This is a genomic window from Providencia vermicola (assembly GCF_010748935.1).
Taxonomy (GTDB): domain Bacteria; phylum Pseudomonadota; class Gammaproteobacteria; order Enterobacterales; family Enterobacteriaceae; genus Providencia; species Providencia zhejiangensis.
In genome coordinates, this window is sequence record NZ_CP048796.1 from 2,686,785 (window position 1) to 2,707,297 (window position 20,513).

22 protein-coding genes are annotated in these 20,513 nt (G+C 39.6%); 14 read left to right on the forward strand and 8 right to left on the reverse strand.

Annotated features, from left to right (window positions below):
* Positions 1-41: 41 nt before the first annotated feature.
* The gene (locus tag G3341_RS12030) at positions 42-566 is read right to left on the reverse strand and encodes a GNAT family N-acetyltransferase (RefSeq protein ID WP_163862064.1); all 525 of its coding nucleotides are present in this window, start codon (positions 564-566) and stop codon (positions 42-44) included.
* A 76-nt stretch (positions 567-642) separates the two neighbouring features.
* On the reverse strand, positions 643-1,059 hold the full coding sequence (gene fos / locus G3341_RS12035; RefSeq protein WP_163862067.1) for a fosfomycin resistance glutathione transferase: 417 nt from the start codon (positions 1,057-1,059) through the stop codon (positions 643-645).
* A gap of 556 nt (positions 1,060-1,615) precedes the next feature.
* Between fos and G3341_RS12040 the strand changes: the two genes are divergently transcribed.
* Positions 1,616-2,320 carry a MarC family NAAT transporter gene (locus tag G3341_RS12040; protein WP_154622290.1) on the forward strand — a complete coding sequence of 235 codons (705 nt, stop codon included), beginning with the start codon at positions 1,616-1,618 and terminating at the stop codon, positions 2,318-2,320.
* Here the strand turns inward: G3341_RS12040 and G3341_RS12045 are convergent.
* Positions 2,314-2,973, reverse strand: coding sequence for a transglycosylase SLT domain-containing protein (locus G3341_RS12045; protein WP_163862070.1), 660 nt, complete (start codon positions 2,971-2,973; stop codon positions 2,314-2,316). The two genes, G3341_RS12040 and G3341_RS12045, sit on opposite strands and share 7 nt — an antisense overlap.
* Before the next feature lie 267 nt (positions 2,974-3,240).
* On the opposite strand from G3341_RS12045, the gene G3341_RS12050 reads away from it, so the two are divergent.
* Genes G3341_RS12050 through G3341_RS12065 form a run of 4 tightly spaced genes read left to right on the forward strand, consistent with a single transcriptional unit; the run spans position 3,241 to position 6,791 of the window.
* Positions 3,241-4,152, forward strand: a complete 912-nt coding sequence (locus tag G3341_RS12050) for a metal ABC transporter substrate-binding protein (protein WP_154622292.1) — start codon at positions 3,241-3,243, stop codon at positions 4,150-4,152.
* A 2-nt stretch (positions 4,153-4,154) separates the two neighbouring features.
* Positions 4,155-5,045 carry a manganese/iron ABC transporter ATP-binding protein gene (locus G3341_RS12055; protein WP_154622295.1) on the forward strand — a complete coding sequence of 297 codons (891 nt, stop codon included), beginning with the start codon at positions 4,155-4,157 and terminating at the stop codon, positions 5,043-5,045.
* Positions 5,042-5,932, forward strand: a complete 891-nt coding sequence (locus tag G3341_RS12060) for a metal ABC transporter permease (RefSeq protein WP_154622293.1) — start codon at positions 5,042-5,044, stop codon at positions 5,930-5,932. Before G3341_RS12055 ends, G3341_RS12060 begins: the two co-directional genes overlap by 4 nt.
* On the forward strand, positions 5,925-6,791 hold the full coding sequence (locus tag G3341_RS12065; protein ID WP_154622294.1) for a metal ABC transporter permease: 867 nt from the start codon (positions 5,925-5,927) through the stop codon (positions 6,789-6,791). Before G3341_RS12060 ends, G3341_RS12065 begins: the two co-directional genes overlap by 8 nt.
* Positions 6,792-6,869: 78 nt before the next feature.
* On the opposite strand, the gene G3341_RS12070 is transcribed toward G3341_RS12065, so the two are convergent.
* Positions 6,870-9,158, reverse strand: coding sequence for an FdhF/YdeP family oxidoreductase (locus G3341_RS12070; protein ID WP_163862073.1), 2,289 nt, complete (start codon positions 9,156-9,158; stop codon positions 6,870-6,872).
* A 415-nt stretch (positions 9,159-9,573) separates the two neighbouring features.
* On the opposite strand from G3341_RS12070, the gene G3341_RS12075 reads away from it, so the two are divergent.
* Positions 9,574-10,443 (forward strand): fructosamine kinase family protein, encoded by an 870-nt coding sequence (locus G3341_RS12075; RefSeq protein ID WP_154621832.1) that lies wholly within the window; start codon positions 9,574-9,576, stop codon positions 10,441-10,443.
* A 42-nt stretch (positions 10,444-10,485) separates the two neighbouring features.
* Here the strand turns inward: G3341_RS12075 and G3341_RS12080 are convergent, their stop codons facing one another.
* Entirely contained in the window at positions 10,486-11,025 is a 540-nt protein-coding gene (locus tag G3341_RS12080) for a YniB family protein (RefSeq protein WP_154621831.1), read from the reverse strand.
* A 324-nt stretch (positions 11,026-11,349) separates the two neighbouring features.
* Here G3341_RS12080 and hxpB point away from each other — a divergent pair, with 324 nt between their 5' ends.
* The 4 genes from hxpB to G3341_RS12100 all read left to right on the forward strand — a co-directional run bounded on the left by hxpB (position 11,350) and on the right by G3341_RS12100 (position 15,030).
* The gene (hxpB, locus tag G3341_RS12085) at positions 11,350-12,015 is read left to right on the forward strand and encodes a hexitol phosphatase HxpB (RefSeq protein ID WP_154621830.1); all 666 of its coding nucleotides are present in this window, start codon (positions 11,350-11,352) and stop codon (positions 12,013-12,015) included.
* Positions 12,016-12,204: 189 nt separating this feature from the next.
* Entirely contained in the window at positions 12,205-12,780 is a 576-nt protein-coding gene (locus G3341_RS12090; protein ID WP_154621829.1) for a metal-dependent hydrolase, read from the forward strand.
* 179 nt (positions 12,781-12,959) lie between these two features.
* Complete coding sequence (locus tag G3341_RS12095; RefSeq protein WP_154621828.1) at positions 12,960-14,351, forward strand: L-cystine transporter; 1,392 nt, start codon at positions 12,960-12,962, stop codon at positions 14,349-14,351.
* A 292-nt stretch (positions 14,352-14,643) separates the two neighbouring features.
* Positions 14,644-15,030, forward strand: a complete 387-nt coding sequence (locus tag G3341_RS12100) for a YkgJ family cysteine cluster protein (protein ID WP_163862076.1) — start codon at positions 14,644-14,646, stop codon at positions 15,028-15,030.
* A gap of 305 nt (positions 15,031-15,335) precedes the next feature.
* On the opposite strand, the gene G3341_RS12105 is transcribed toward G3341_RS12100, so the two are convergent.
* A complete protein-coding gene (locus G3341_RS12105; protein WP_163862079.1) occupies positions 15,336-16,346 on the reverse strand; it encodes a luciferase-like monooxygenase in 1,011 nt (336 codons plus the stop codon).
* 288 nt (positions 16,347-16,634) lie between these two features.
* Between G3341_RS12105 and G3341_RS12110 the strand changes: the two genes are divergently transcribed.
* The 3 genes from G3341_RS12110 to G3341_RS12120 all read left to right on the forward strand — a co-directional run bounded on the left by G3341_RS12110 (position 16,635) and on the right by G3341_RS12120 (position 17,770).
* Positions 16,635-16,949 carry a hypothetical protein gene (locus tag G3341_RS12110; RefSeq protein WP_163862081.1) on the forward strand — a complete coding sequence of 105 codons (315 nt, stop codon included), beginning with the start codon at positions 16,635-16,637 and terminating at the stop codon, positions 16,947-16,949.
* Between the two features lie 270 nt (positions 16,950-17,219).
* The gene (locus tag G3341_RS12115; protein WP_154621824.1) at positions 17,220-17,411 is read left to right on the forward strand and encodes a YegP family protein; all 192 of its coding nucleotides are present in this window, start codon (positions 17,220-17,222) and stop codon (positions 17,409-17,411) included.
* A 170-nt stretch (positions 17,412-17,581) separates the two neighbouring features.
* Positions 17,582-17,770 carry a hypothetical protein gene (locus G3341_RS12120; protein WP_154635543.1) on the forward strand — a complete coding sequence of 63 codons (189 nt, stop codon included), beginning with the start codon at positions 17,582-17,584 and terminating at the stop codon, positions 17,768-17,770.
* Between the two features lie 108 nt (positions 17,771-17,878).
* Here G3341_RS12120 and G3341_RS12125 read toward each other — a convergent pair whose 3' ends face one another.
* Positions 17,879-18,232 (reverse strand): hypothetical protein, encoded by a 354-nt coding sequence (locus G3341_RS12125; RefSeq protein ID WP_230085767.1) that lies wholly within the window; start codon positions 18,230-18,232, stop codon positions 17,879-17,881.
* A gap of 116 nt (positions 18,233-18,348) precedes the next feature.
* Between G3341_RS12125 and G3341_RS12130 the strand changes: the two genes are divergently transcribed.
* Positions 18,349-18,525, forward strand: a complete 177-nt coding sequence (locus G3341_RS12130) for a DUF2526 family protein (protein WP_154621823.1) — start codon at positions 18,349-18,351, stop codon at positions 18,523-18,525.
* 756 nt (positions 18,526-19,281) lie between these two features.
* On the opposite strand, the gene G3341_RS12135 is transcribed toward G3341_RS12130, so the two are convergent.
* Positions 19,282-20,466, reverse strand: coding sequence for a M20 family metallopeptidase (locus tag G3341_RS12135; protein WP_154623351.1), 1,185 nt, complete (start codon positions 20,464-20,466; stop codon positions 19,282-19,284).
* Positions 20,467-20,513 lie beyond the last annotated feature (47 nt).

A 20,513-nucleotide genomic window follows, 5' to 3' on the forward strand; every position in this document is an offset into this window, starting at 1 on the left:
AAAACTTTAGCAAGCGTATTTTGCTAATAAAAGCAGACAAATTAAGATGATACGTTATTGTCCAATAATTTATAGAAGAGTGTTGTACTTTCAAATTCATGCTGTGCATTTGTCACAAAATGAGGGATTTCTCCCGCTTTAATATAGCCTTGTTTACAATACAAATGAGACGCGGTATCCCCCGTTCGGGTATCCAGTACCAATAATGTCCGTTTATGATTGAGCGCTAACTGCTCAATATTCATCAACAACTGTTTCGCCATACCATGCCCCCGAAAAGCAGTATGTACCATGAGTTTTTCAACTTCTGCTCGATGACGTCCATTTGCTTTTAAACATAAAGAGAGTTGAATGGCGCCAACTAACTGTTGATCAATATATTTCACCACTAATAGGCGCTCACCTTTACGTAAATCATTATCGACCTTTTGCCAATACTGCCGGGCGTCCTTCAGCATTAATGGTGCAATAAATCCGATTGACGCTCCACTATTAACACTATCGATTAATAGAAACTCTAACTGCTGTTCTATGCCTTCTATAGATGTCATTTCTTTGATAGACATTGTATTTTTCCTTAATACCTTATTTTGTTATTAGCATCAAAAATAGTTATTCTGCAAAGGCCAGTTAACAAGGACACTAATCGTAAAACACCATATTCTCATAAGGTGCTTTTTGGCAATGTGCTAAACGCTCTATTAATGAACCAACATGAATTTCTAGCTTATGGCCATCCGGATCCAAAAAGTAAAACGAATCCCCTTCGCTACGATTATCTTTCAAAACGGTAACATCTGCACGTTGTAGCTTTTCAACTACCGTAGAAAAGTCTTTTGATGATACGGTGAAAGCATAATGCGTATAGTCTGTCTTCTCTGGTCGTTGGGCCTTTCGGGTGGGATCGACTGAAAGACATACCCATAACTCCCCGCATGTAAGGTAAGCACCATTTTTCCATCTTGCATGAAGCTTCATTCCTAATATTGAATGATAGAAGAACAGACTGTTCTTAATATCTGTGACTGCCAGAGTCAAATGATTAATCCCCGTAAGCATATAACCTCTATATTAAATTGCCAGAAAAAATATGTTTTTATATATATTCAATTAGTTAAATAATATACGGATGGGTATTTCGATAATAATAAACAATAAATGTTTATTCTTTTAATGAATTTACATAACCAATAGTTAACTAACATAATTAAGCGTATAACTTAAAGCATATCGAAATTTTGACAACCTACTAATAGATGCCCTTTCCCTTTTTATGTCCCCCATAAAAAGGGTTTTTTTTACCCTAAAAATTGAACACTTTTAAAACACAAGCCTATCTAACTGTTATATAAGAAATAAGATAAGTTATTCACAATGGAATGCTAATGTTATCCACAGTTAATGTGAACAACTGCTCTTATTTCATATTATTTGAATACACCTCTTTGTAATTTAGAAATGTCATTATGAGACTCGTCATGGCAATATTTTATCGTTAACTTCACTAGCAAACAGCAGTCGGAGTGCTTTTACGGGGCATACAATAATAATTTTTGTTATAGTGCTCATTCATACTCAAAATTGTTAACATCTATAAGAGCTTAATTTGCCTATTATGAATGATATTTTGGAACTGTTTCAGGCCATCGGTATTGGATTGGTTTTATTACTACCACTTGCCAACCCTCTGACAACAATCGCTGTAATGCTCAGTTTGTCTGGCAATATGACCAAAGAACAACGAAACCATCAATCACTTTTGGCTGCCATCTATGTTTTTGCAATCATGACAATTGCCTTTTATGCTGGGCAGTTAGTCATGAATACATTCGGTATATCCATCCCCGGTTTAAGAATTGCAGGTGGGCTCATTGTGGCCTTTATCGGATTTGGAATGCTATTCCCTAGCAGTGAAAATAATGATGACACTAGTGCATTAGCGCCTGATGATTCGACTATTTCTAAAAAACGTCAACGATCTCCAAATATTGCCTTTGTTCCCCTCGCCATGCCAAGTACTGCTGGACCAGGAACTATCGCTATCATCATTAGTTCTACGGCATCTTTGCAAGGTGATGTCGGATTTGCACCTTGGATCTTAAAAGTTGCTCCTGTTTTGACATTTTTTATTGTCAGCCTAATCGTGTGGTTAGCGCTAAGGGGCGCAACTTCAATTATGAAATGGTTAGGTAACGGTGGGATTGATGCTATTTCTCGTATTATGGGATTCTTATTAATTTGTATGGGAGTCCAGTTCGTTATCAACGGTATCGTTGAAATAGTCGCACAACTCCCACATTTAATCGCAACACATCAATAGTTTATGGCTAATGCATTATAGGCATTTTTCACTTTCCACAAATAGCGCGGAGCTTGAGGCGCTGGATGCTTAGATTGAACGTGCTGGTAGAACTCTTCAGGCGTCAAACTATTAATCATCGCAATAGCTCTGCCCTTATCATTATCAAATGTTCGCAATAACGCCCCTGCACCATTAACGTAAGCAACAACAGTCGCATAGTACATGGTTTGTGGATGATTAATCCCCGCTAGGTGCTGCTCTTTAAGTATACGAATATAGGTGGTACCGATATCAATATTGGTTTTTGGGTCTTTTAATTCATGACTTGACGGTTCCCCCGACTTACCCTGATAACGATAAGCATCACGACCCGCTGTCGATGCTTTTATTTGCATTAGGCCAATAGCATTGGATTTACTCACCACTTCAGGTCTAAAGTTGGATTCGACCTCAATTATCGCTCTAATCAACGTTTCATCGACATTATACCGATTTGCTGATTCTCGAATAAATTCATCAAATGGCGTGCGAGGGAATGAAATATTTTGCTGTACGGTTGATAAATTGCTACTTTTATTTAACATCCGTTGTGTTGATACTTGTTTTTCTGGTTCACTGGAGCATCCCGCCAGTAACAGAAATACCAATGCGCCACCGATATTTTTTTTCACCGAGATATCCTCTGCTAACAAAACTGACGGAAGAATAACTAATCGTAAGAAAAATAAAACAATTTTTACTTAACTTTTACTTTAAGACATGTTCTATTCATACCAATATATAATCACAATAATTGATGAATCACACACTTTTTGTCTTGACTTTATCCAATTGATATTGATAATCATTATCAATTGAGTTTTAATCCTGTTATGCTTTTTTGTTAATAACAGTACAATTAAAAAATCCACTAAGCCAATGATGTCAGGGTCTGAACTATGAACAAAAAATTTTCGCTCTTTTCTAAACCACTGCTTTCTGCTCTCTTTGCTTTATCCGCTATTCTACTAGTCAGTCAACCTGCTTTGGCTAAAAAGTTTAAGGTCGTCACAACTTTTACTATTATTCAAGATATCGCACAAAACGTGGCGGGTGATGCCGCAATCGTAGAGTCCATTACTAAACCTGGGGCAGAAATCCATGGTTATCAACCTACCCCGAAAGATATTATGAAAGCTTATGATGCTGACTTAATCTTATGGAATGGTCTAAACCTTGAAGTGTGGTTTCAACGTTTCTTTGAGAATTTCCAAAACGTTCCTGCCGTCGTAGTCACTGAAGGTATAGAACCTATGCCAATTCGAGAAGGTGAATATAAAGGAAACCCAAACCCTCATGCTTGGATGTCTCCTGCCAATGCCAAAATTTACATCGAAAATATTCGCAAAGCCTTGGTAAAGTATGACCCAGAAAATGCAGAAATCTATAACGCAAACGCTAAAAAGTATGCTGAAAAAATCGCACAACTTGATACACCGCTTCGCGAACGTCTTAACCGTATCCCTGAAGATAAGCGTTGGTTAGTATCCAGTGAAGGTGCATTTAGTTATTTAACAAAAGACTACGGTTTAAAAGAAGTGTATCTATGGCCTATCAATGCTGAAGAGCAAGGCTCCCCACAGCAAGTTAAAAAAGTTATCGATACCGTACGCGAATATAATATCCCTGTTGTTTTTAGCGAAAGTACTATTTCAGATAAACCCGCACGCCAAGTTAGCAAAGAAACTGGGGCAAAATATGGTGGGGTACTGTATGTGGACTCATTATCAACTGCTGATGGCCCTGTACCCACCTATATTGATTTGCTAAATACAACAGTAGACACCATAGCGAAAGGATTTGATCAGTAATGATGAGTAGCTCAAACCGCTTTGAACACCCTAAATTGATTGTTGATGATGCCACTGTAACGTATAACAACGGTCATACCGCTATTTATGATGCAAGTTTTAATATTACTGGTGGCTCAATTTGCGCACTCGTTGGCGTCAACGGTAGTGGCAAATCAACCTTGTTTAAAACGATCATGGGGTTAGTCACCCCATCATCTGGTAGCGTCACTTTAAATGGCGAGCCAATTAAAGCTGCGCTAAAAGAAAATATTATCGCCTATGTTCCACAAACAGAGGAAGTTGATTGGAACTTCCCTGTGCTCGTTTCTGATGTAGTGATGATGGGACGTTACGGTAAAATGGGCTTTTTCCGTATCCCCAAAAATGAAGATAAAGAAGCAGTCAAAAAAGCGCTAGAGCGCGTGGACTTAGCAGGGCTTGAGCATCGCCAGATAGGTGAGCTGTCTGGAGGCCAAAAAAAACGGGTCTTTCTCGCTCGTGCTCTTGCTCAACAAGGTAAAGTTCTGTTGCTCGACGAGCCTTTTACTGGGGTTGATGTTAAAACTGAAAATGCCATCATTGATTTACTACGCAGTTTACGTGATGAAGGCCACCTGATTTTAGTATCAACCCACAACTTAGGTAGCGTACCCGAATTTTGTGACCAAGTGATTTTGATTAATCGTACAGTACTGGCCAGTGGCCCAACTGAAACCACCTTTACCCAAAAGAATTTACAAGTTGCTTTTGGTGGCGTACTGCGTCATATCAATCTCTCCGGACAAGAGCTTCATGATGATGATGACCCCCGCTCTATCACGGTCATTACCGATGATGAAAGGGCTGCTGTCTTCTATGGTCACGACCACGATGCACCCGTTAGAACGAACCAACCTAAGGATTCAGAATGATCGAGTTGTTACTTCAGCCTTTCGAGTACAACTATATGGTTAAAGCCATCTGGGTAAGTGCCATTGTAGGTGCCGTCTGTGCATTTCTGTCCGCTTATTTGATGCTCAAAGGCTGGTCATTAATGGGGGATGCCCTTTCCCATTCTGTTGTTCCTGGGGTAGCAGGCGCTTATGCGTTAGGGTTGCCTTACGCCGCTGGTGCTTTTTTTACTGGGATCTTGGCAGCTCTTGCGATGACGTTTATCAAGCATATCACCCGTTTGCGTGAAGATGCCGTAATTGGCTTTATCTTTTCCACCTTCTTTGCTGCGGGCTTATTGATCGTATCGTTAAACCCCACTTCAGTGAATGTGCAGACTATTATATTTGGTAATATTTTAGGTATTGCGGATGCCGATGTGCTGCAAGTTGAAATCATTATTGCCGTCTCTTTCATTGTATTACTCGCGCTTTGGAAAGATCTACTCGCAGTATTTTTTGATGAAAGCCACGCGCGTTCAATTGGGTTAAATCCACTACGTTTAAAAATAATCTTCTTTACCTTGCTGAGCGCCTGTACTGTTGCTGCGTTACAAACAGTTGGGGCAATTTTGGTTATTGCAATGGTCGTGACACCTGGGGCAACCGCCTACTTACTGACTGATCAATTTAAACGTTTATTGATCATTGCGGTGGCTATTGGTACAGCAACCAGTGCAATTGGTGCTTATGCGAGTTATTTCCTCAATGGTGCAACTGGTGGATTAATTGTTACTTTACAAACAATTATTTTCTTGTTGGCTTTCTTCTTTGCACCCAAACACGGTATTTTTGCATCACGACGCAAAGCAAAACAAGAAGTGGAGAATTTGCATAAAATAAAGCAACAAGGAGCCTCTAATGAGTGATTTTATTGACTTACTAACGGCACCGTTTCTCTTCCCTTTTATGCAAAAAGCGATCATCACCGCCATCGTGACAGGTGCTGTATGCGCCATTTTATCTTGCTTTTTAGTCCTAAAAGGCTGGTCATTGATGGGGGATGCTATCTCTCATGCCGTATTACCAGGTATCGTCATCGCTTCTGTGGCAGGTATTCCTCTTGCTATAGGCGCCTTTATTTCAGGGCTATTTTGCGCATTCGCGACGGGTTATTTAAAAGAGAACAGTCGAATAAAAGAAGATACCGTGATGGGAATTGTGTTTTCCGGCATGTTTGCCGTCGGTTTAGTGATGTTTGCTAAAATCGATACAGAACAACACCTTACCCATATTTTATTCGGTGATATTTTGGGAATTACTGATGCCGAGTTTAAACAGAACTTATGGTTCGCAGGTATCACGATCGCCATAATCTTACTAAAACGTAAAGATTTTATGTTGTACTGTTTTGACCCTAATCAGGCAAGGGTCATTGGACTCCCCGTTAAACTCATTCATTATGGTTTACTGTCCTTACTTGCTTTAACTATTGTCGCCTCGCTACAAGCCGTCGGGATCATTTTGGTTATTGCCATGTTGATTTCACCGGGGATCATCGCATTCGTGCTATGTCGAAGTTTTGGATGGATGTTGGTGGTTGCCGTCATCGCCTCCGTCACTTCCAGCGTGATTGGTACTATTATTAGCTTCCACATTGATGGGGCAACCGGCCCTTGTATCGTGATTACCCAAGCGGTTTATTTCATTATTGCTCTGCTCTACAGCAAAATGGTATTAACACGCAAAAGAGCTAAAATGCCGCAAGAAAAGTTACAATCAGCCTAAAAATTCTTTTGTTATTAAAAAATAAAGGCCGCTTCCTATAAGAAGCGGCCTTTGACTATGCAGATTAATCATGAGTACTTAAGAAGCTACATCAACTTTTTCCAATACGATTGGAATATTTTTATAAGCAGGAATACCGCTTTGTGGATCAAAATTATCCAATGCGATTAGGTTATTCGCTTCAGGAAAATAGGTCGCAACACAACGGTCTGCCATATCATAAATCACGACTTTCAAGTTATCTAAACGGCGATGAGTGCGTTTTTGATCACTATCAAGTGCGATAATGTTGACCCTATCACCAGCTGCCAAGTTTTGTTTTTTCGCTTGCGCTTCACTGATAAACATCACGTCACGTTGACCAAACACGCCTCGATAACGGTCATTTAATCCATAAATCGTGGTGTTATATTGATCATGGCTGCGAACTGTCGCTAAGATTAACTCGCTGTTCACGGCTGATTTAGGATCTTCAATCACCCCTTCTGTGGTCATGAAATTTGCTTTACCAGACTTCGTTAGCCAGCGTCGTTCTGACGCCGCGTTAGTGAGGTGAAAACCGCCAGGCACACGAATACGCGCGTTATAATCGTCAAAACCAGGTAAAACAGCTTCCATTGCGTCGCGGATTTTATCGTAATCATCAATAAAATCATCCCATTCCACTTTAGTATTTGGCAATGTGGCTTTTGCCATACCAGCAACAATGGCACATTCTGATTTTAAATGTGGGCTAGCTGGTTTTAACTTACCGTGAGAAGCATGTACCATCGACATGGAATCTTCCACTGTAATACTTTGTGGCCCTGTTTTTTGCATGTCACGTTCAGTACGCCCTAATACAGGGAACAAAAAGGTATTTTTTGCCGTTAATAGATGTGAGCGATTCAGTTTTGTCGCTGCATGTACCGCCAAATCTAATTTTTTCATGCCATTAAAACAAGCATCTTGATCAGGCATTGCTACTGCTAGATTTCCTCCCATGCAGATCAGTGCGCGAGCTGTTCCCTCCGCGATTGCCTGCATGCTTGCAACTGCGGCATGACCAAACTGAGCTGGTGGTTTAAATCCAAAGCGCTGCTCAAGTTTATCCAAGAAAGATTGGCTTGGTTTTTCGGTGATCCCGACAGTACGGTCACCCTGAACATTGGAGTGCCCACGTAAAGGACAGATACCCGCCCCTTCACGACCAATATTGCCTTTTAGCAAGAGTAAATTGACCAATTGTTGAATATTTTGCGTACCATGTTGATGCTGAGTGATCCCCATGCCATAGCAAATGATCGTTCTGTCCGCCTCAATATATAACTGTGCTATTTGTTCAATGTCTTCTTTTGAGAGACCACTAACACGTAAAATATCTTCCCAGCCTGTTGTCATGACATCATGCTTAACGGCCTCAAAACCAACAGTATGAGTTTGAATAAATTCGTTATCCAAAATAGGTGCTTTTCCTTGTGCAATCGCAGCTTCATGCTGCTCAATCACACAACGCATCACGCCTTTTATCAAAGCGGTATCACCACCAATGCGTACTTTATAATAGTGCTCAGCTAACCGCGTTGACTCAAACGTTAACATTTCAATCGGGTCTTGAGGGTACTCAAAACGCTCCAATCCACGCTCTTTCAACGGATTAATGGCAATGATTTTAGCGCCTCGTTTTGACACCTCACGCAATGAACTTAACATTCTTGGGTGATTCGTTCCCGGATTATGACCAATACAAATGACTAAGTCGGCCTTATCAAAATCCTCCAGCAAAACCGTACCTTTACCAACACCTATCGATGCAGCAAGCCCAACACTCGTTGGTTCGTGGCACATATTGGAGCAATCGGGAAAATTATTAGTACCGTATTCTCTCGCAAACAGTTGATAGAGAAACGCGGCTTCATTTGACGTACGACCTGAAGTATAAAACTCTACACTGTTTGGATCAGGATAACTTGATAAAAGCTGACCTATTTGTGCAAATGCGTCTTCCCATTCAATCGGCTCATAATGGTCAGTTTGTGCATTATATTTCATTGGATGCGTTAATCGACCTTCGTTTTCTAAATCGTAATCATCCCATTTTAATAATTCGGAAACAGAATATTTAGCGAAAAATTCAGGTGTGGTTCTTTTTGATGTTGCTTCCCATGACATGGCTTTTGCGCCATTTTCACAGATATCAAATGAGGCATAATGTTTTGGATCAGGCCATGCACAACCTGGGCAATCAAATCCTTGAGGTTTATTCATTTCAAACATTGCTATCACATCATGACCAATATCCATTTGGCCTCTAATGGCTTCCGCGACGGCTTTTACCGCGCCCCAGCCCGCAGCCGGGCCAGTGTAATTTTCAATTTTTTCTTTCATTTTCATTACTCTTTTAAATTTAAAATATTACAAATAATGAACATCAAATAATTACAATCTAATTTTGATTAAATTTTATTTAATTATATACATAGAAAAATATAGCAAATAATATTAATAACAATAAGCCATTATTTTTATTAATAGGCAAATAGACTTAAAAATATGTCATTATTACGACTCAAATTTAATTCACTCTATTTATTGTCATATTTCAATATTTAATTACGATGATTTATCAACGTCATAATGATTATTTAATTACAACAAATTTTCAAAAAAACCATATTCCATCAAATGTTATCACTGGGTAATTTCGTGATAGGCTCTTCTTTTTAAATAATTATTGCTGTTAATTCCTAAACTGTCGCTATAGAATTGTGTTAATGAAGACCAAAGCAAAGCGAGGTGTGTCATGTGGCAAGCAATGTATCGTTTATTAAGCGAACACTTGGGTGAAGCAGAACTTCATAACAAAGAGATCCTGTCTGGAGGAGACATTCATCACACGATGAAAATCGATTATGGTGAACATACCATTTTCGTCAAACAGAACCTGCGTGAATTTTTGCCTTTGTTTAAACAAGAAGCTGAGCAGCTTGAGATGCTTGCCAAAAGCAATACTATCACCGTGCCAAAAGTCTACGGCGTCGGGAGTAATAAACACCATAGCTTCCTGCTACTCGAATATTTTCCGTTGAAAAAATTTGATGCAACCAATGCATGGCGCTTTGGTCAACAATTAGCACAACTTCACCAATGGGAAGAGCAGCCTAGTTATGGTTTTGACTTTGACACCATGTTAGGGACCATCACTCAGCCAAACGGATGGGAAAAGCGTTGGAACTCGTTTTTTGCTGAAAAACGCATTGGCCTACAATTACAACTTGCAGCAGAAAAAGGTATGGTATTTGGTGATATTCAACAAATCGTTGATATTGTCAAAAAACGCCTTGCAGGACATCAGCCTCAACCCTCATTGTTACACGGTGATTTATGGCCTGCCAATTGCGCTATTACCTTGGAGCAAAACGGTATTTTATATGATCCCGCTTGTTATTGGGGGGATAGAGAATGTGATATCGCAATGTTACCGCTGTATCAAGAATTACCAATCCAGATTATAGATGGCTATCAAAGTGTTTGGCCATTACCAAGCGGTTTTCTCGATAGGCAGCCCCTTTATCAACTGTACTATTTACTTTGTCAGTCAAACATATTTGGGCTTGAAAAGAGCTACTTGCATGCTCGAACGATTACCGATGAGTTACTTGGTGAAAAGTAACGACGTGTTTTGGCCCAGTTTTGTTTGACTGGGCCTGACTGATTACCAATTCAAAAATTTTAACGCGAAATAAATTGCGACACCTAACACGATCGGCCAAAAATACAGAATAAAGAACTGAGTAAAAATGGTATGACGAGGGATCGTAACCTTGGCTTCCAATTCCTCTTTCGAAACGTCGTTACCTTTCGCCTTTTCTAAAATCACATGGTCTTCAATACTTTCACGAATAAACTTAATTTGTCGATACATTCGTAGGCCCGACGCACTTAGCGCTATACCAACAAAGATAAAAATAAAAATGATTATAAAACCGATATTCGCCCCGACAAACCCTTCAGAGACTCGGGGAATGGGAGAGTTATGCCAAAACAGATTGAGAAATGGTGTACTTTGACGGGTCATTTCAGCCATTAATTTAATAAAATCATTGGCGACCGCGTTAATTCCCTCACCTTCCAGCCCTTTTATTGCTGCAAGTTTGATGAGTGAAGCTAAGGTAGAAAGCAATGCTACAAGAAAAACAATCCAACCGAGAATACGTTTGCCGATTGCGACATAACTTGCAGTCTGGTAATTCATTATTAACCCTCAAAAAATTTTTTTTATAACTAATCATAACTGAATTTTCATAAACCCACCAAATTTACAACACTGAATAATAGTGTTCCGACTATTTTCAGATTTTTTAACTTGTTATTTATTAAGGCTATTAACAAAGATCCCCGTTCTGATATATATAATCAAGTAATGACTTGCTACAATATCTCGTCACACGAAAGGGCTAAGCATTTCAAGTTGTATGCCACTCATTAACCAAGTGACCAGTGAAATCAATCCATCATTTCACTGCATACAACGGATTGAAGCATGGCAAGGTCACACATACATGAATGGAGTTTTGACATGTACCATAATTTAACCATCCAATCTGTTATTTTTGATATGGATGGCTTGCTGATTGATTCTGAGCCTTTTTGGGCACAGGGAGAGCGAGAGGTGTTTTCTCAGTTAGGCATCGACTTGTCTATTGCCGATAAATTACCTGATACTCTCGGTTTACGTATCGACCATGTTGTAGAGCTTTGGTACCACGCTTCTCCATGGCAAGGCCATAGCCTCAAAGAAGTTGAGCAAATGATTATTGACCGTGTCATTGGATTAGTTGAGGAACAACGTCCTCTCCTACCTGGTGTGCATCATGCCCTTGAACTGTGCCGTTCAATGGATCTCAATATCGCGCTCGCTTCAGCATCCCCACTCTATATGCTGGAAAAAGTCTTAAACTTATTTGATATTCGCGATTATTTTTCTGCGGTCGTCTCTGCTGCTGATTTACCTCACAGCAAACCACACCCAGAAGTTTATCTGAATGCCGCAGCGTTGTTAGACACCAAGCCTATTCATTGTGTGTCATTAGAAGATTCCTTTAATGGCATGATTGCCGCTAAAGCAGCACGGATGCGCTCGATCGTCGTACCCGATAAACAACATTTTAATGACCCGCGTTGGGGCCTCGCTGATGTTAAGCTATCTTCACTCAATGAATTAACTGAAAAACATTTGCGTTAATTTTTATTCATTTCTTTTTTTATCTAATCCCTATCATTTTTTGATAGGGATATTACGAAAAAGTATAAAGCTCTGATGTTATTCGCTAATAAATAAGCGTTTTTTTCGCTACTCACCTATCATATTCCTTGTAAACACTTTATACTTCCCGCCTAACTGTATAGATAAACAGATGGTAATTTATCCACCATGACTGCTGAAGGGCACCTGCTATTTTCTGTCGCCTCATTAATAATGGCACATAAGCTAGAAATCACGACTGAGCTTGCTCAAGGTGACTGGCTACATATGGTGCCAGGCGTTCTGCTGGGTGCCTTATTGCCAGATATCGATCACCCTTCTTCTATTCCAGGGCGGCTATTAAGGATCTTATCAATACCGATTTCTAAATTATGCGGACACCGTGGATTCACGCATAGCTTGATTGCTTGGCTACTATTAATGATCGCCTGCTACCAGTGGTTACCATCACAATGGGCTATCCCGAATGATTTACTGCAAGCATTCTTACTCGGTTATATCAGCCACTTAATTGCAGATATACTAACGCCTTCTGGAGTGCCATTCCTATGGCCACTGCCGTTGCGTTTTTGCCTGCCACTACTGCGTAGTAAGTCAAATAAACGGGCTGAGCGCTTTGTTGCTATTGCATTGACGGTTTGTGCTTGCCTTCTACCTGCTGGCTACAACTTTGATCTGCACTCACAATTTGATAGCGTCATAAAATATATTCATAATCAAATAGATACATACTTACCTACCTAATCAATCGTTTTGTAATATACTGTAAGTATCAATCTTTATATGTTATTACTTTTCATTATAAGAATTGTATTTTATCTACTGTTAACATATAACCAGTTGTTAGGATAAGCTAATCCCTTATAACCTTTAAGGTTTACAGTGCTAATAACATAATTCAAAAACTGCGATTGGAGTTCGGAATGAATATTCCTTTAATAATTAATGTGCTCATCTTTGTAGCACTGCTTATACTGCTAGCAAAATTAGGGGCAAAGGGCTGGAGTCTATCTAAAAAAGTTTTATTAGGCTTGGTTTTCGGTGTTGCTTATGGTGTAGCGCTACACTATGTGTATGGTACTGGTCACCAAACGCTGAAGGATTCCATTCTCTGGTTTAATATCGTCGGTAATGGTTATGTGCAATTATTACAAATGGTTATTATGCCATTGGTATTTGCCTCAATACTCAGCGCTGTTGCACGCCTACACAAGGCTTCCTCTTTAGGAAAAATTAGTTTTTTAACGATTGGTACACTACTATTAACGACAGCCATTGCCGCACTGATTGGTATTTTGATGGCTAACCTGTTTGGCTTAACGGCCGAAGGTTTGGTTCAAGGCCAGCAAGAAACCGCACGTCTTGATGCGATTCAAAATAACTATGTCGGTAAAGTATCCGATCTAGCTGTTCCACAGTTAATTTTATCCTTTATTCCAAAAAATCCATTTGCTGATCTGACTGGGGCTAGCCCAACGTCAATTATTAGCGTCGTGATTTTTGCAGCCTTCTTAGGTGTCGCTGCCTTACAATTATTCAAAGATGACCAAGAGCGTGGTGAGAAAGCATTAGCGGCTATCGATGTGTTACAAGCTTGGGCGATGAAACTGGTTCGTTTAGTGATGCGTTTAACACCGTATGGTGTAATGGCACTAATGATAAAAGTTGTCGCAAGCTCTAACTTATCCGATATCATCAACTTAGGTACTTTTGTTATTGCCTCTTATGTCGCAATCGGATTAATGTTTATTATCCACGGTATTTTCATTGCGGTAACTGGCCTAAGCCCGATTAAATTTTTCAAAAAAGCAGGTCCAGTATTAACGTTCGCTTTCACCAGCCGTTCTAGTGCAGCGAGTATTCCATTAAATATTGAGACGCAAACTCGCCGTTTTGGTGTGCCAGAGTCTATCGCTAGCTTTTCCGCTTCCTTTGGTGCCACTATCGGCCAAAACGGTTGTGCAGGTATTTATCCTGCGATGTTGGCGGTAATGGTTGCGCCAACAATGGGAATTAACCCATTTGATCCTCTATGGATTGCCACCTTGGTTGGTATCGTCACAATCAGTTCCGCTGGGGTTGCGGGTGTTGGTGGTGGTGCAACATTTGCGGCATTAATTGTATTGCCAGCGATGGGTCTCCCCGTCACGCTTGTAGCATTATTGATTTCCGTTGAACCATTGATTGATATGGGCCGTACCGCATTAAACGTGAGCGGTTCAATGACTGCGGGTACCGTAACCAGTCAGTTAATGGGTGAAACCAACAAAACAATTTATAACCAGGAAGAGGATGGCGAACTAAAACACGTCTAATCTTCGCTCATGATTAACTGCTCACCGTCCTATCTGGCTCGGTTAGTAAAATAACAATCACACCCTGTGAGTCTTAGGCTGACAGGGTTTTTTTTTATCTCACGCCTTTAATTAAATTTATTTATCGTATGGATAACGATAAATTTCAGTGTTTAATTCTAAAATACCTTGCCAATAGTCAATAGTACGTAAGATAATAGCGGCTGAGTAACGATTCTAGGCTATCTGCCTATGTTACGTCAGCCCGTGTTCTGCGGGTCACCATCATCAATATTTTTTAGTGATTTTATATATGACCAATATTCATATACTAAAAACTGATCCTGAAAATAACCCATGTGTAAGTTGCGGTGCATGTTGCGCTTATTTTCGCGTCTCTTTCTATTGGGCTGAGAGTGAAAGTGGTGGTGGGTTAGTCCCTCAAGAGTTAACTGAGCAAATCACCCCCTTTATGAGTGCAATGAAAGGGACGAACCAAAAACACAATACGCGCTGCACCGCATTGACAGGTACCATTGGCGAATGTGTCTCTTGCTCAATTTACACACAACGACCAACGCCTTGCCGCGAGTTTGAACAATCATGGTTATCAGAAGTTCACAATGAAGCTTGTGACCGAGCTCGAGCAGCCCATGGCCTTCCGCCTTTAGAACCTCACTTGCCACAGATCGCGTGTTAACCGTCTATGACCCAGGTCACTCTGGGTTATCTCTTTGAATCCATTGATGATACATCTTACTTCAATGAAGAAATTGAGCTTATTCATCTCAATAGATTAATTGAATAACAATGAAAAATGGTCATCTCCTTTAGCCACATCCCCTCTTCTTTGATGCCTCTGAATGATATTCAGATCGACTGTTTATCTAACGTTAATCAACATAACCCGAATGGGTTATGTTGAGGATTTAAATGGCTTCCAAGGACTATTTCTTTGTTTTGCGGATGTTAAAGCGTTATCTACGCAAAAAAACGCTAATATGTTTATTCTTCCCTTAACTCTGTCATGGCTTCCATTGCTAATTCAAATGAATATAAGCGAGCCTGATGGTCAAAAATTTGACCATTAACCATGATTTCATCGGCCTGAGTTTGCCGCAATATAGACGCTATCCCATGACGAACTTTCGCCTTATCTCCTACCAATGACATCCCTAGGGCTTGCTGCACACCCAATTGCTCGGCTGGAGACCAAATTTTATCCATATCTTGAACAGGCGGTGGCAATTGAGCAGGCTGTCCTCTACGCAACATAACAAAAGCTTGCTGCATTGATGTAAATAAAAATTCAGCATCACGCACCGTATCAGCTGCAATTATATTGATACAAACCATTGCATAAGGCTTTTCAAGCCTTGCTGAAGGTTGAAAGTTTTCACGGTATACATGCAGTGCCTGTAGTAACAAATCAGGTGCGAAATGTGATGCAAAGGCGAAAGGTAAGCCCATCTGAGCAGCAAGCTGTGCGCTGTATAAACTTGAACCTAATAACCAAACTGGAATTTTTTCGCCATAACCGGGAACAGGCCTAACAGGTGGGTTAGGATCTATTGCATCAAACCAATTGACTAATTCAGCCACATCTCGCGGAAAATTATCAATATCCTGACTCATGTGCCGACGTAGTGCCCTCATGGTCTGTTGATCGCTTCCCGGAGCACGCCCTAGTCCTAAATCTATTCGATTTGGATATAAGGTATTCAATGTTCCAAATTGCTCAGCGATCACCAGAGGTGAATGGTTAGGTAGCATAACGCCTCCCGAACCTACACGTAACCTTGTGGTATTCGCAGCAAGATAGCCAATCAGCACTGATGTGGCAGCACTTGCTATCCCAGTCATATTATGATGTTCCGCTAACCAATATCGATGATAGCCGAGTTTTTCAGCTAATTGAGCTAAATCGAGAGAATGAGAAAAGGCTTCCTTAGCGGTAGCACCTTGAGGGATAGGCGCAAGATCTAACACGGAAAAAGGCATATTGATATCAGACATAATGACTCACTTTGTTATCATTTTGTTCGTTATACAACATGCTAATCGATTACTCTCTCACCTGCCAGTCACTCTGTTTCCTACAGCACAAGTGATGCTATCTCGCTATACTAACACCCCATAATAAAGCCTTAATTGACTCTGCTATTTGTGTTAGGAAGCTAAATAAGTAGAAAATATGGAAAAAGTGCAGCAATTGTGAAGCTTCAGTCAAAGCAGGTAAAACCGATTGCGGTAAAAAACCAATTCATTGATTATTCAAATCAGTGCAAATAAGAGGATATATCAATGACAAAATTAAATTCTGGTTTACTTGCTATCATGTTGATGTCAATTGGATTTTCGGCTGCTGCTAATGGCCCTAATAATAAAGTGCCACGCAGCCATATGGGGAATCACCCTAATATGCTATTCAGTGTGACTCAACAGACAACAACCCCAAATGAAACATTGAAAAAACTTGCTAATGATGCACCCAAAGTGGCAGAAGGTAAACGTTACATGGTTAAAATGAGCCTTGTAGAAATGCCTGAGTATGCCCCCATGAGACGAGGTGCAGCACCGCAACCGGACAATGCAGCTACAACGACTCCAGCACAATAGTTTTTTAAGATAAAATACCTCATAGGTATTACCTTTTAGACTAATACGCAGAATCAAATAGCATCTCTTGCAAATGTTCGTTATCTTAAGCGAATAACAAGTAGATCTATTAATCCTACGAATTGCCTCTATTTATAGAGGCTTTTTTTTATCCTAATTAAATTTAGTCTAAAACTAGTAAATTTCCTTATTTATTTCTAATCTTAATAAGCAACAAACAGTATTGTGTAGACTTGAGTATCTATTTTTATACAACCGTTGGAGCAAATCATGGGTTATTTCGAACTGAAAAAATCGACAAAAGATACGGCTCAGCCATACTATTTTGTTCTTAAAGCTGCAAATCATGAAATCATCGCAAGTAGCGAGATGTATTCGACGAAGCAAGCTGCATTAAAAGGAATTGCATCTGTTCAAAAAAATGCCGCAACGGAGGAAATCAAAGATCTCACCGCTTCATAGCGTCAAAAAAGGTTTTTCGACTTAACGGCTGAAACGCCTTGTGAACCTACGAGGCGTTTTATGCGCAACTCGCCTAATAAAGCACACTCATTCAGTCACAACAAAGACTCATCTTACAGGGGTAATAAAAGGATTCTGATATCACCAACCGAAATTGCCATGACTTTGTTATGTCAGAAAAGTGTTCGCCTTCAAAAGCCATTGATGTCATTGCTTCTGGAAATAACGTCATAATAGCCATAGCTGAAATCGCGCTTTCCTATTATCAGATCCCTCCAATGCACCTATTCAGTCAGTTTCCAGCAGCGATAATAAAATACCACTTCACTGACAGAAATAATCTCCATGTAACGCTATAAATAGTCACACACGATCACTTGCCACAGAGATAAGAATTAAAGCCATAATGATAATAAGGGCTTTGTGATAAACTTCACTGAACCTACACTTTATAATGCAAGAAACGTTTACGACTGCCAAAAATAATCGTTTTTTTCTTGCCAGCCTTTACGTTTCATACAACGAACATATTCTTGACGACGACTCTCTTTATTAACATCTAAAACATAGCTCTCTGTCTTCGGTACTTTCTCTTCATAAGTTTTTTCTTTACCGCATTCATCGTCTTTCTTGCACTTTTTTGAAATGGTTTCATACACAGTGTGCTGGGCGACTTCGTTACGAACGGGAAATCGTTTAAAGGCATCAAATTCACATTGTGAATCCGCCTCCTGATATGTCCATTCAGATAAACCTACGGGTTCCCATTTTGACGTGCAGGCAAATAACAACAAACACATCAACATAACGGTTAATTTCAATATCTTATTCCTATGCTTGTCTTAATATAAAAATACGCTAATCACTACTTATAATAAATAAGGAGACCGACATTCCATATGTTATAATCTTTTCATCACAACGATTGGAGGATGCTATGCAACACTATAAAAATATCGTTAAACACGTCGATTCGCTATTAGAAGAGAATTCGATCCCTAATATGAATGCGTTACTTATGCAACTTTCCCACGATGAATTGTTAACACAAGAGCAACGCTTCGAACAACAGCAACGCTTAAGAAACGCAATTTTTAAACATCATGAATCGTAAAGCCAATGTGATGAGTATAAAATAAAACATTTATTACCCATCACATGCTTAATCGAATTTTGTCTAATTAAATTGGTCATGTCAATATATAGCATCAATTACGCTAAATATATAATCGATTGTTTAAATTAAATCAGTTTATTAATATCAGTGTATATTAAAAACAATAATAATTATTTTATTTATTCGTCATTTCAGCGCGGCTTTGTCTCTACAAATAATCATAAATAACTGTTTCCTTAAACTCTCACCCTTTATTTTACTTGCTTACCAACCTCTAACTTGATTAACTTACCTATTTAAATTCAACAAGTTATAGTAATGATAGGTTTTATTTTAAACAACCCTGAATACCCCCAATAATAACACCCTATATAGTAAGGCAATTCTCTAAAAATTAAACACATAAAAACCATTAGCACCTTTAAATTCAAAAAAAACATCTAGCATTACCTATTTTTGAAATTTAATTATCAACAATTAAATAATCAATAGATTGTATATGAGAATTTTTATGTTCATTTTTAAAAGTAACCGTACTATTTTTATTCATTTACGCCTAACTCACCTCAATAGCATTTTACTTGATGACAAGAACCCTTCTTTTCATATGCAGGATAAAGTGTGATGATTGTCATAGCGCGATCATGAGTTTGAAAATAGGCAGTGGAGAGACATTTTTGAGAAGGGAATCGGCTTATATTGTCAAAAATATAAACCTTGTCGCTATCGTCACGACAAGGTTAACGCGGTTAATTAAAATTCATCTTGTTGCAAATAAGACCAAGCGTATTGAGCATAAAGTTCAGCACCTGTCACCATTGCATCTTCATCAATATTAAAACGCCCATGATGATGTGCCCATTGTGTATCTTTATCTGGATTACCTGATCCCAATAAAGCGAAACAGCCAGGAATGTTTTCAATATAAAAACTGAAATCTTCACCACCCGTTGTTGGTTTCTCAAACATCAACGTGTCTTCACCAAATGCTTGCGTAATAACAGATTGCGCCAACAATGCACTACGTTCCTCATTAATCACAGGAAGTGTGCCATAAGTATAAATAACTTCCGCTGTCGCGCCATACATTGCGGCGGTATGTTCTGCATAACGTCTGATTGCCGCTTCAATACGACTGCGAGTTTCAAGATTAAAACAGCGAACAGTTCCGTCTAATACCGCATTTTCAGCAATCACATTAAAGCGAGTACCAACCTCCATCTTCCCAATACTGACCACTGCTGATTCCAATGGCGATGTCTCACGAGAAATAACTGATTGTAGATTCATCACAAAAGAAGATGCCACGACAGCGGCATCAATTGTGGCTTCAGGCATTGAACCGTGACCACCACGCCCTTTAAACTTCACGACTAACAAATCAGCGGAGGCAAATGTCCCCCCTACGTTACAAGAGACTTTTCCGGAAGGCGTCGTTGACCAGATATGCATGCCAAATACATTATCCACATTTTCCACGGCACCTTGTTTCACCATTTCTTTAGCGCCTTGGGCTATCTCTTCAGCCGGCTGAAAAATCAACCTCACATTGCCTTTCAAATCCGCGCGGACATCGTATAGCGCTTTTGCGGCTGTCAATAACATCGAGGTATGTGCATCATGTCCGCATGCATGCATTTTTCCTTGATTCTGCGATTTATATTCCAAAGAATCATTCAATTCCAGCACGGGTAACGCATCAATATCTGCACGTAACGCCACCGTTTTGCCTGGTTTTCCGCCCTTAATTTCAGCAATAATCCCTGTTGGCTCTGTTAGTCGATATTCGATACCAATCTTAGTTAACTCTTCTGCAATCCGTTTTGTTGTCCGTATTTCTTCCCACGGTAATTCAGGATGCGCATGCAGGTCTCGACGAAAGGCAATCATCGCTGTTGTGTATTTTTTGATTGCTTCAGTAATTGTTGTATTTACCATTGTTCTACCTTTACCTCAGAGCAGAGATCTCTTCATCTGCTTAATCA

What these genes read in the sequence shown, in the direction of transcription:
- G3341_RS12115 (WP_154621824.1), top strand. Translation starts at nt 17,220, where the DNA reads ATGGGTTATTTCGAACTGAAAAAATCGACAAAAGATACGGCTCAGCCA.
- G3341_RS12055 (WP_154622295.1), top strand. Translation starts at nt 4,155, where the DNA reads ATGAGTAGCTCAAACCGCTTTGAACACCCTAAATTGATTGTTGATGAT.
- fos (WP_163862067.1), bottom strand. Translation starts at nt 1,059, where the DNA reads ATGCTTACGGGGATTAATCATTTGACTCTGGCAGTCACAGATATTAAG.
- G3341_RS12030 (WP_163862064.1), bottom strand. Translation starts at nt 566, where the DNA reads ATGTCTATCAAAGAAATGACATCTATAGAAGGCATAGAACAGCAGTTA.
- G3341_RS12060 (WP_154622293.1), top strand. Translation starts at nt 5,042, where the DNA reads ATGATCGAGTTGTTACTTCAGCCTTTCGAGTACAACTATATGGTTAAA.
- G3341_RS12050 (WP_154622292.1), top strand. Translation starts at nt 3,241, where the DNA reads ATGAACAAAAAATTTTCGCTCTTTTCTAAACCACTGCTTTCTGCTCTC.
- hxpB (WP_154621830.1), top strand. Translation starts at nt 11,350, where the DNA reads ATGTACCATAATTTAACCATCCAATCTGTTATTTTTGATATGGATGGC.
- G3341_RS12075 (WP_154621832.1), top strand. Translation starts at nt 9,574, where the DNA reads ATGTGGCAAGCAATGTATCGTTTATTAAGCGAACACTTGGGTGAAGCA.
- G3341_RS12105 (WP_163862079.1), bottom strand. Translation starts at nt 16,346, where the DNA reads ATGTCTGATATCAATATGCCTTTTTCCGTGTTAGATCTTGCGCCTATC.
- G3341_RS12095 (WP_154621828.1), top strand. Translation starts at nt 12,960, where the DNA reads ATGAATATTCCTTTAATAATTAATGTGCTCATCTTTGTAGCACTGCTT.
- G3341_RS12070 (WP_163862073.1), bottom strand. Translation starts at nt 9,158, where the DNA reads ATGAAAGAAAAAATTGAAAATTACACTGGCCCGGCTGCGGGCTGGGGC.
- G3341_RS12135 (WP_154623351.1), bottom strand. Translation starts at nt 20,466, where the DNA reads ATGGTAAATACAACAATTACTGAAGCAATCAAAAAATACACAACAGCG.
- G3341_RS12100 (WP_163862076.1), top strand. Translation starts at nt 14,644, where the DNA reads ATGACCAATATTCATATACTAAAAACTGATCCTGAAAATAACCCATGT.
- G3341_RS12130 (WP_154621823.1), top strand. Translation starts at nt 18,349, where the DNA reads ATGCAACACTATAAAAATATCGTTAAACACGTCGATTCGCTATTAGAA.
- G3341_RS12120 (WP_154635543.1), top strand. Translation starts at nt 17,582, where the DNA reads ATGTCAGAAAAGTGTTCGCCTTCAAAAGCCATTGATGTCATTGCTTCT.
- G3341_RS12110 (WP_163862081.1), top strand. Translation starts at nt 16,635, where the DNA reads ATGACAAAATTAAATTCTGGTTTACTTGCTATCATGTTGATGTCAATT.
- G3341_RS12080 (WP_154621831.1), bottom strand. Translation starts at nt 11,025, where the DNA reads ATGAATTACCAGACTGCAAGTTATGTCGCAATCGGCAAACGTATTCTC.
- G3341_RS12065 (WP_154622294.1), top strand. Translation starts at nt 5,925, where the DNA reads ATGAGTGATTTTATTGACTTACTAACGGCACCGTTTCTCTTCCCTTTT.
- G3341_RS12040 (WP_154622290.1), top strand. Translation starts at nt 1,616, where the DNA reads ATGAATGATATTTTGGAACTGTTTCAGGCCATCGGTATTGGATTGGTT.
- G3341_RS12090 (WP_154621829.1), top strand. Translation starts at nt 12,205, where the DNA reads ATGACTGCTGAAGGGCACCTGCTATTTTCTGTCGCCTCATTAATAATG.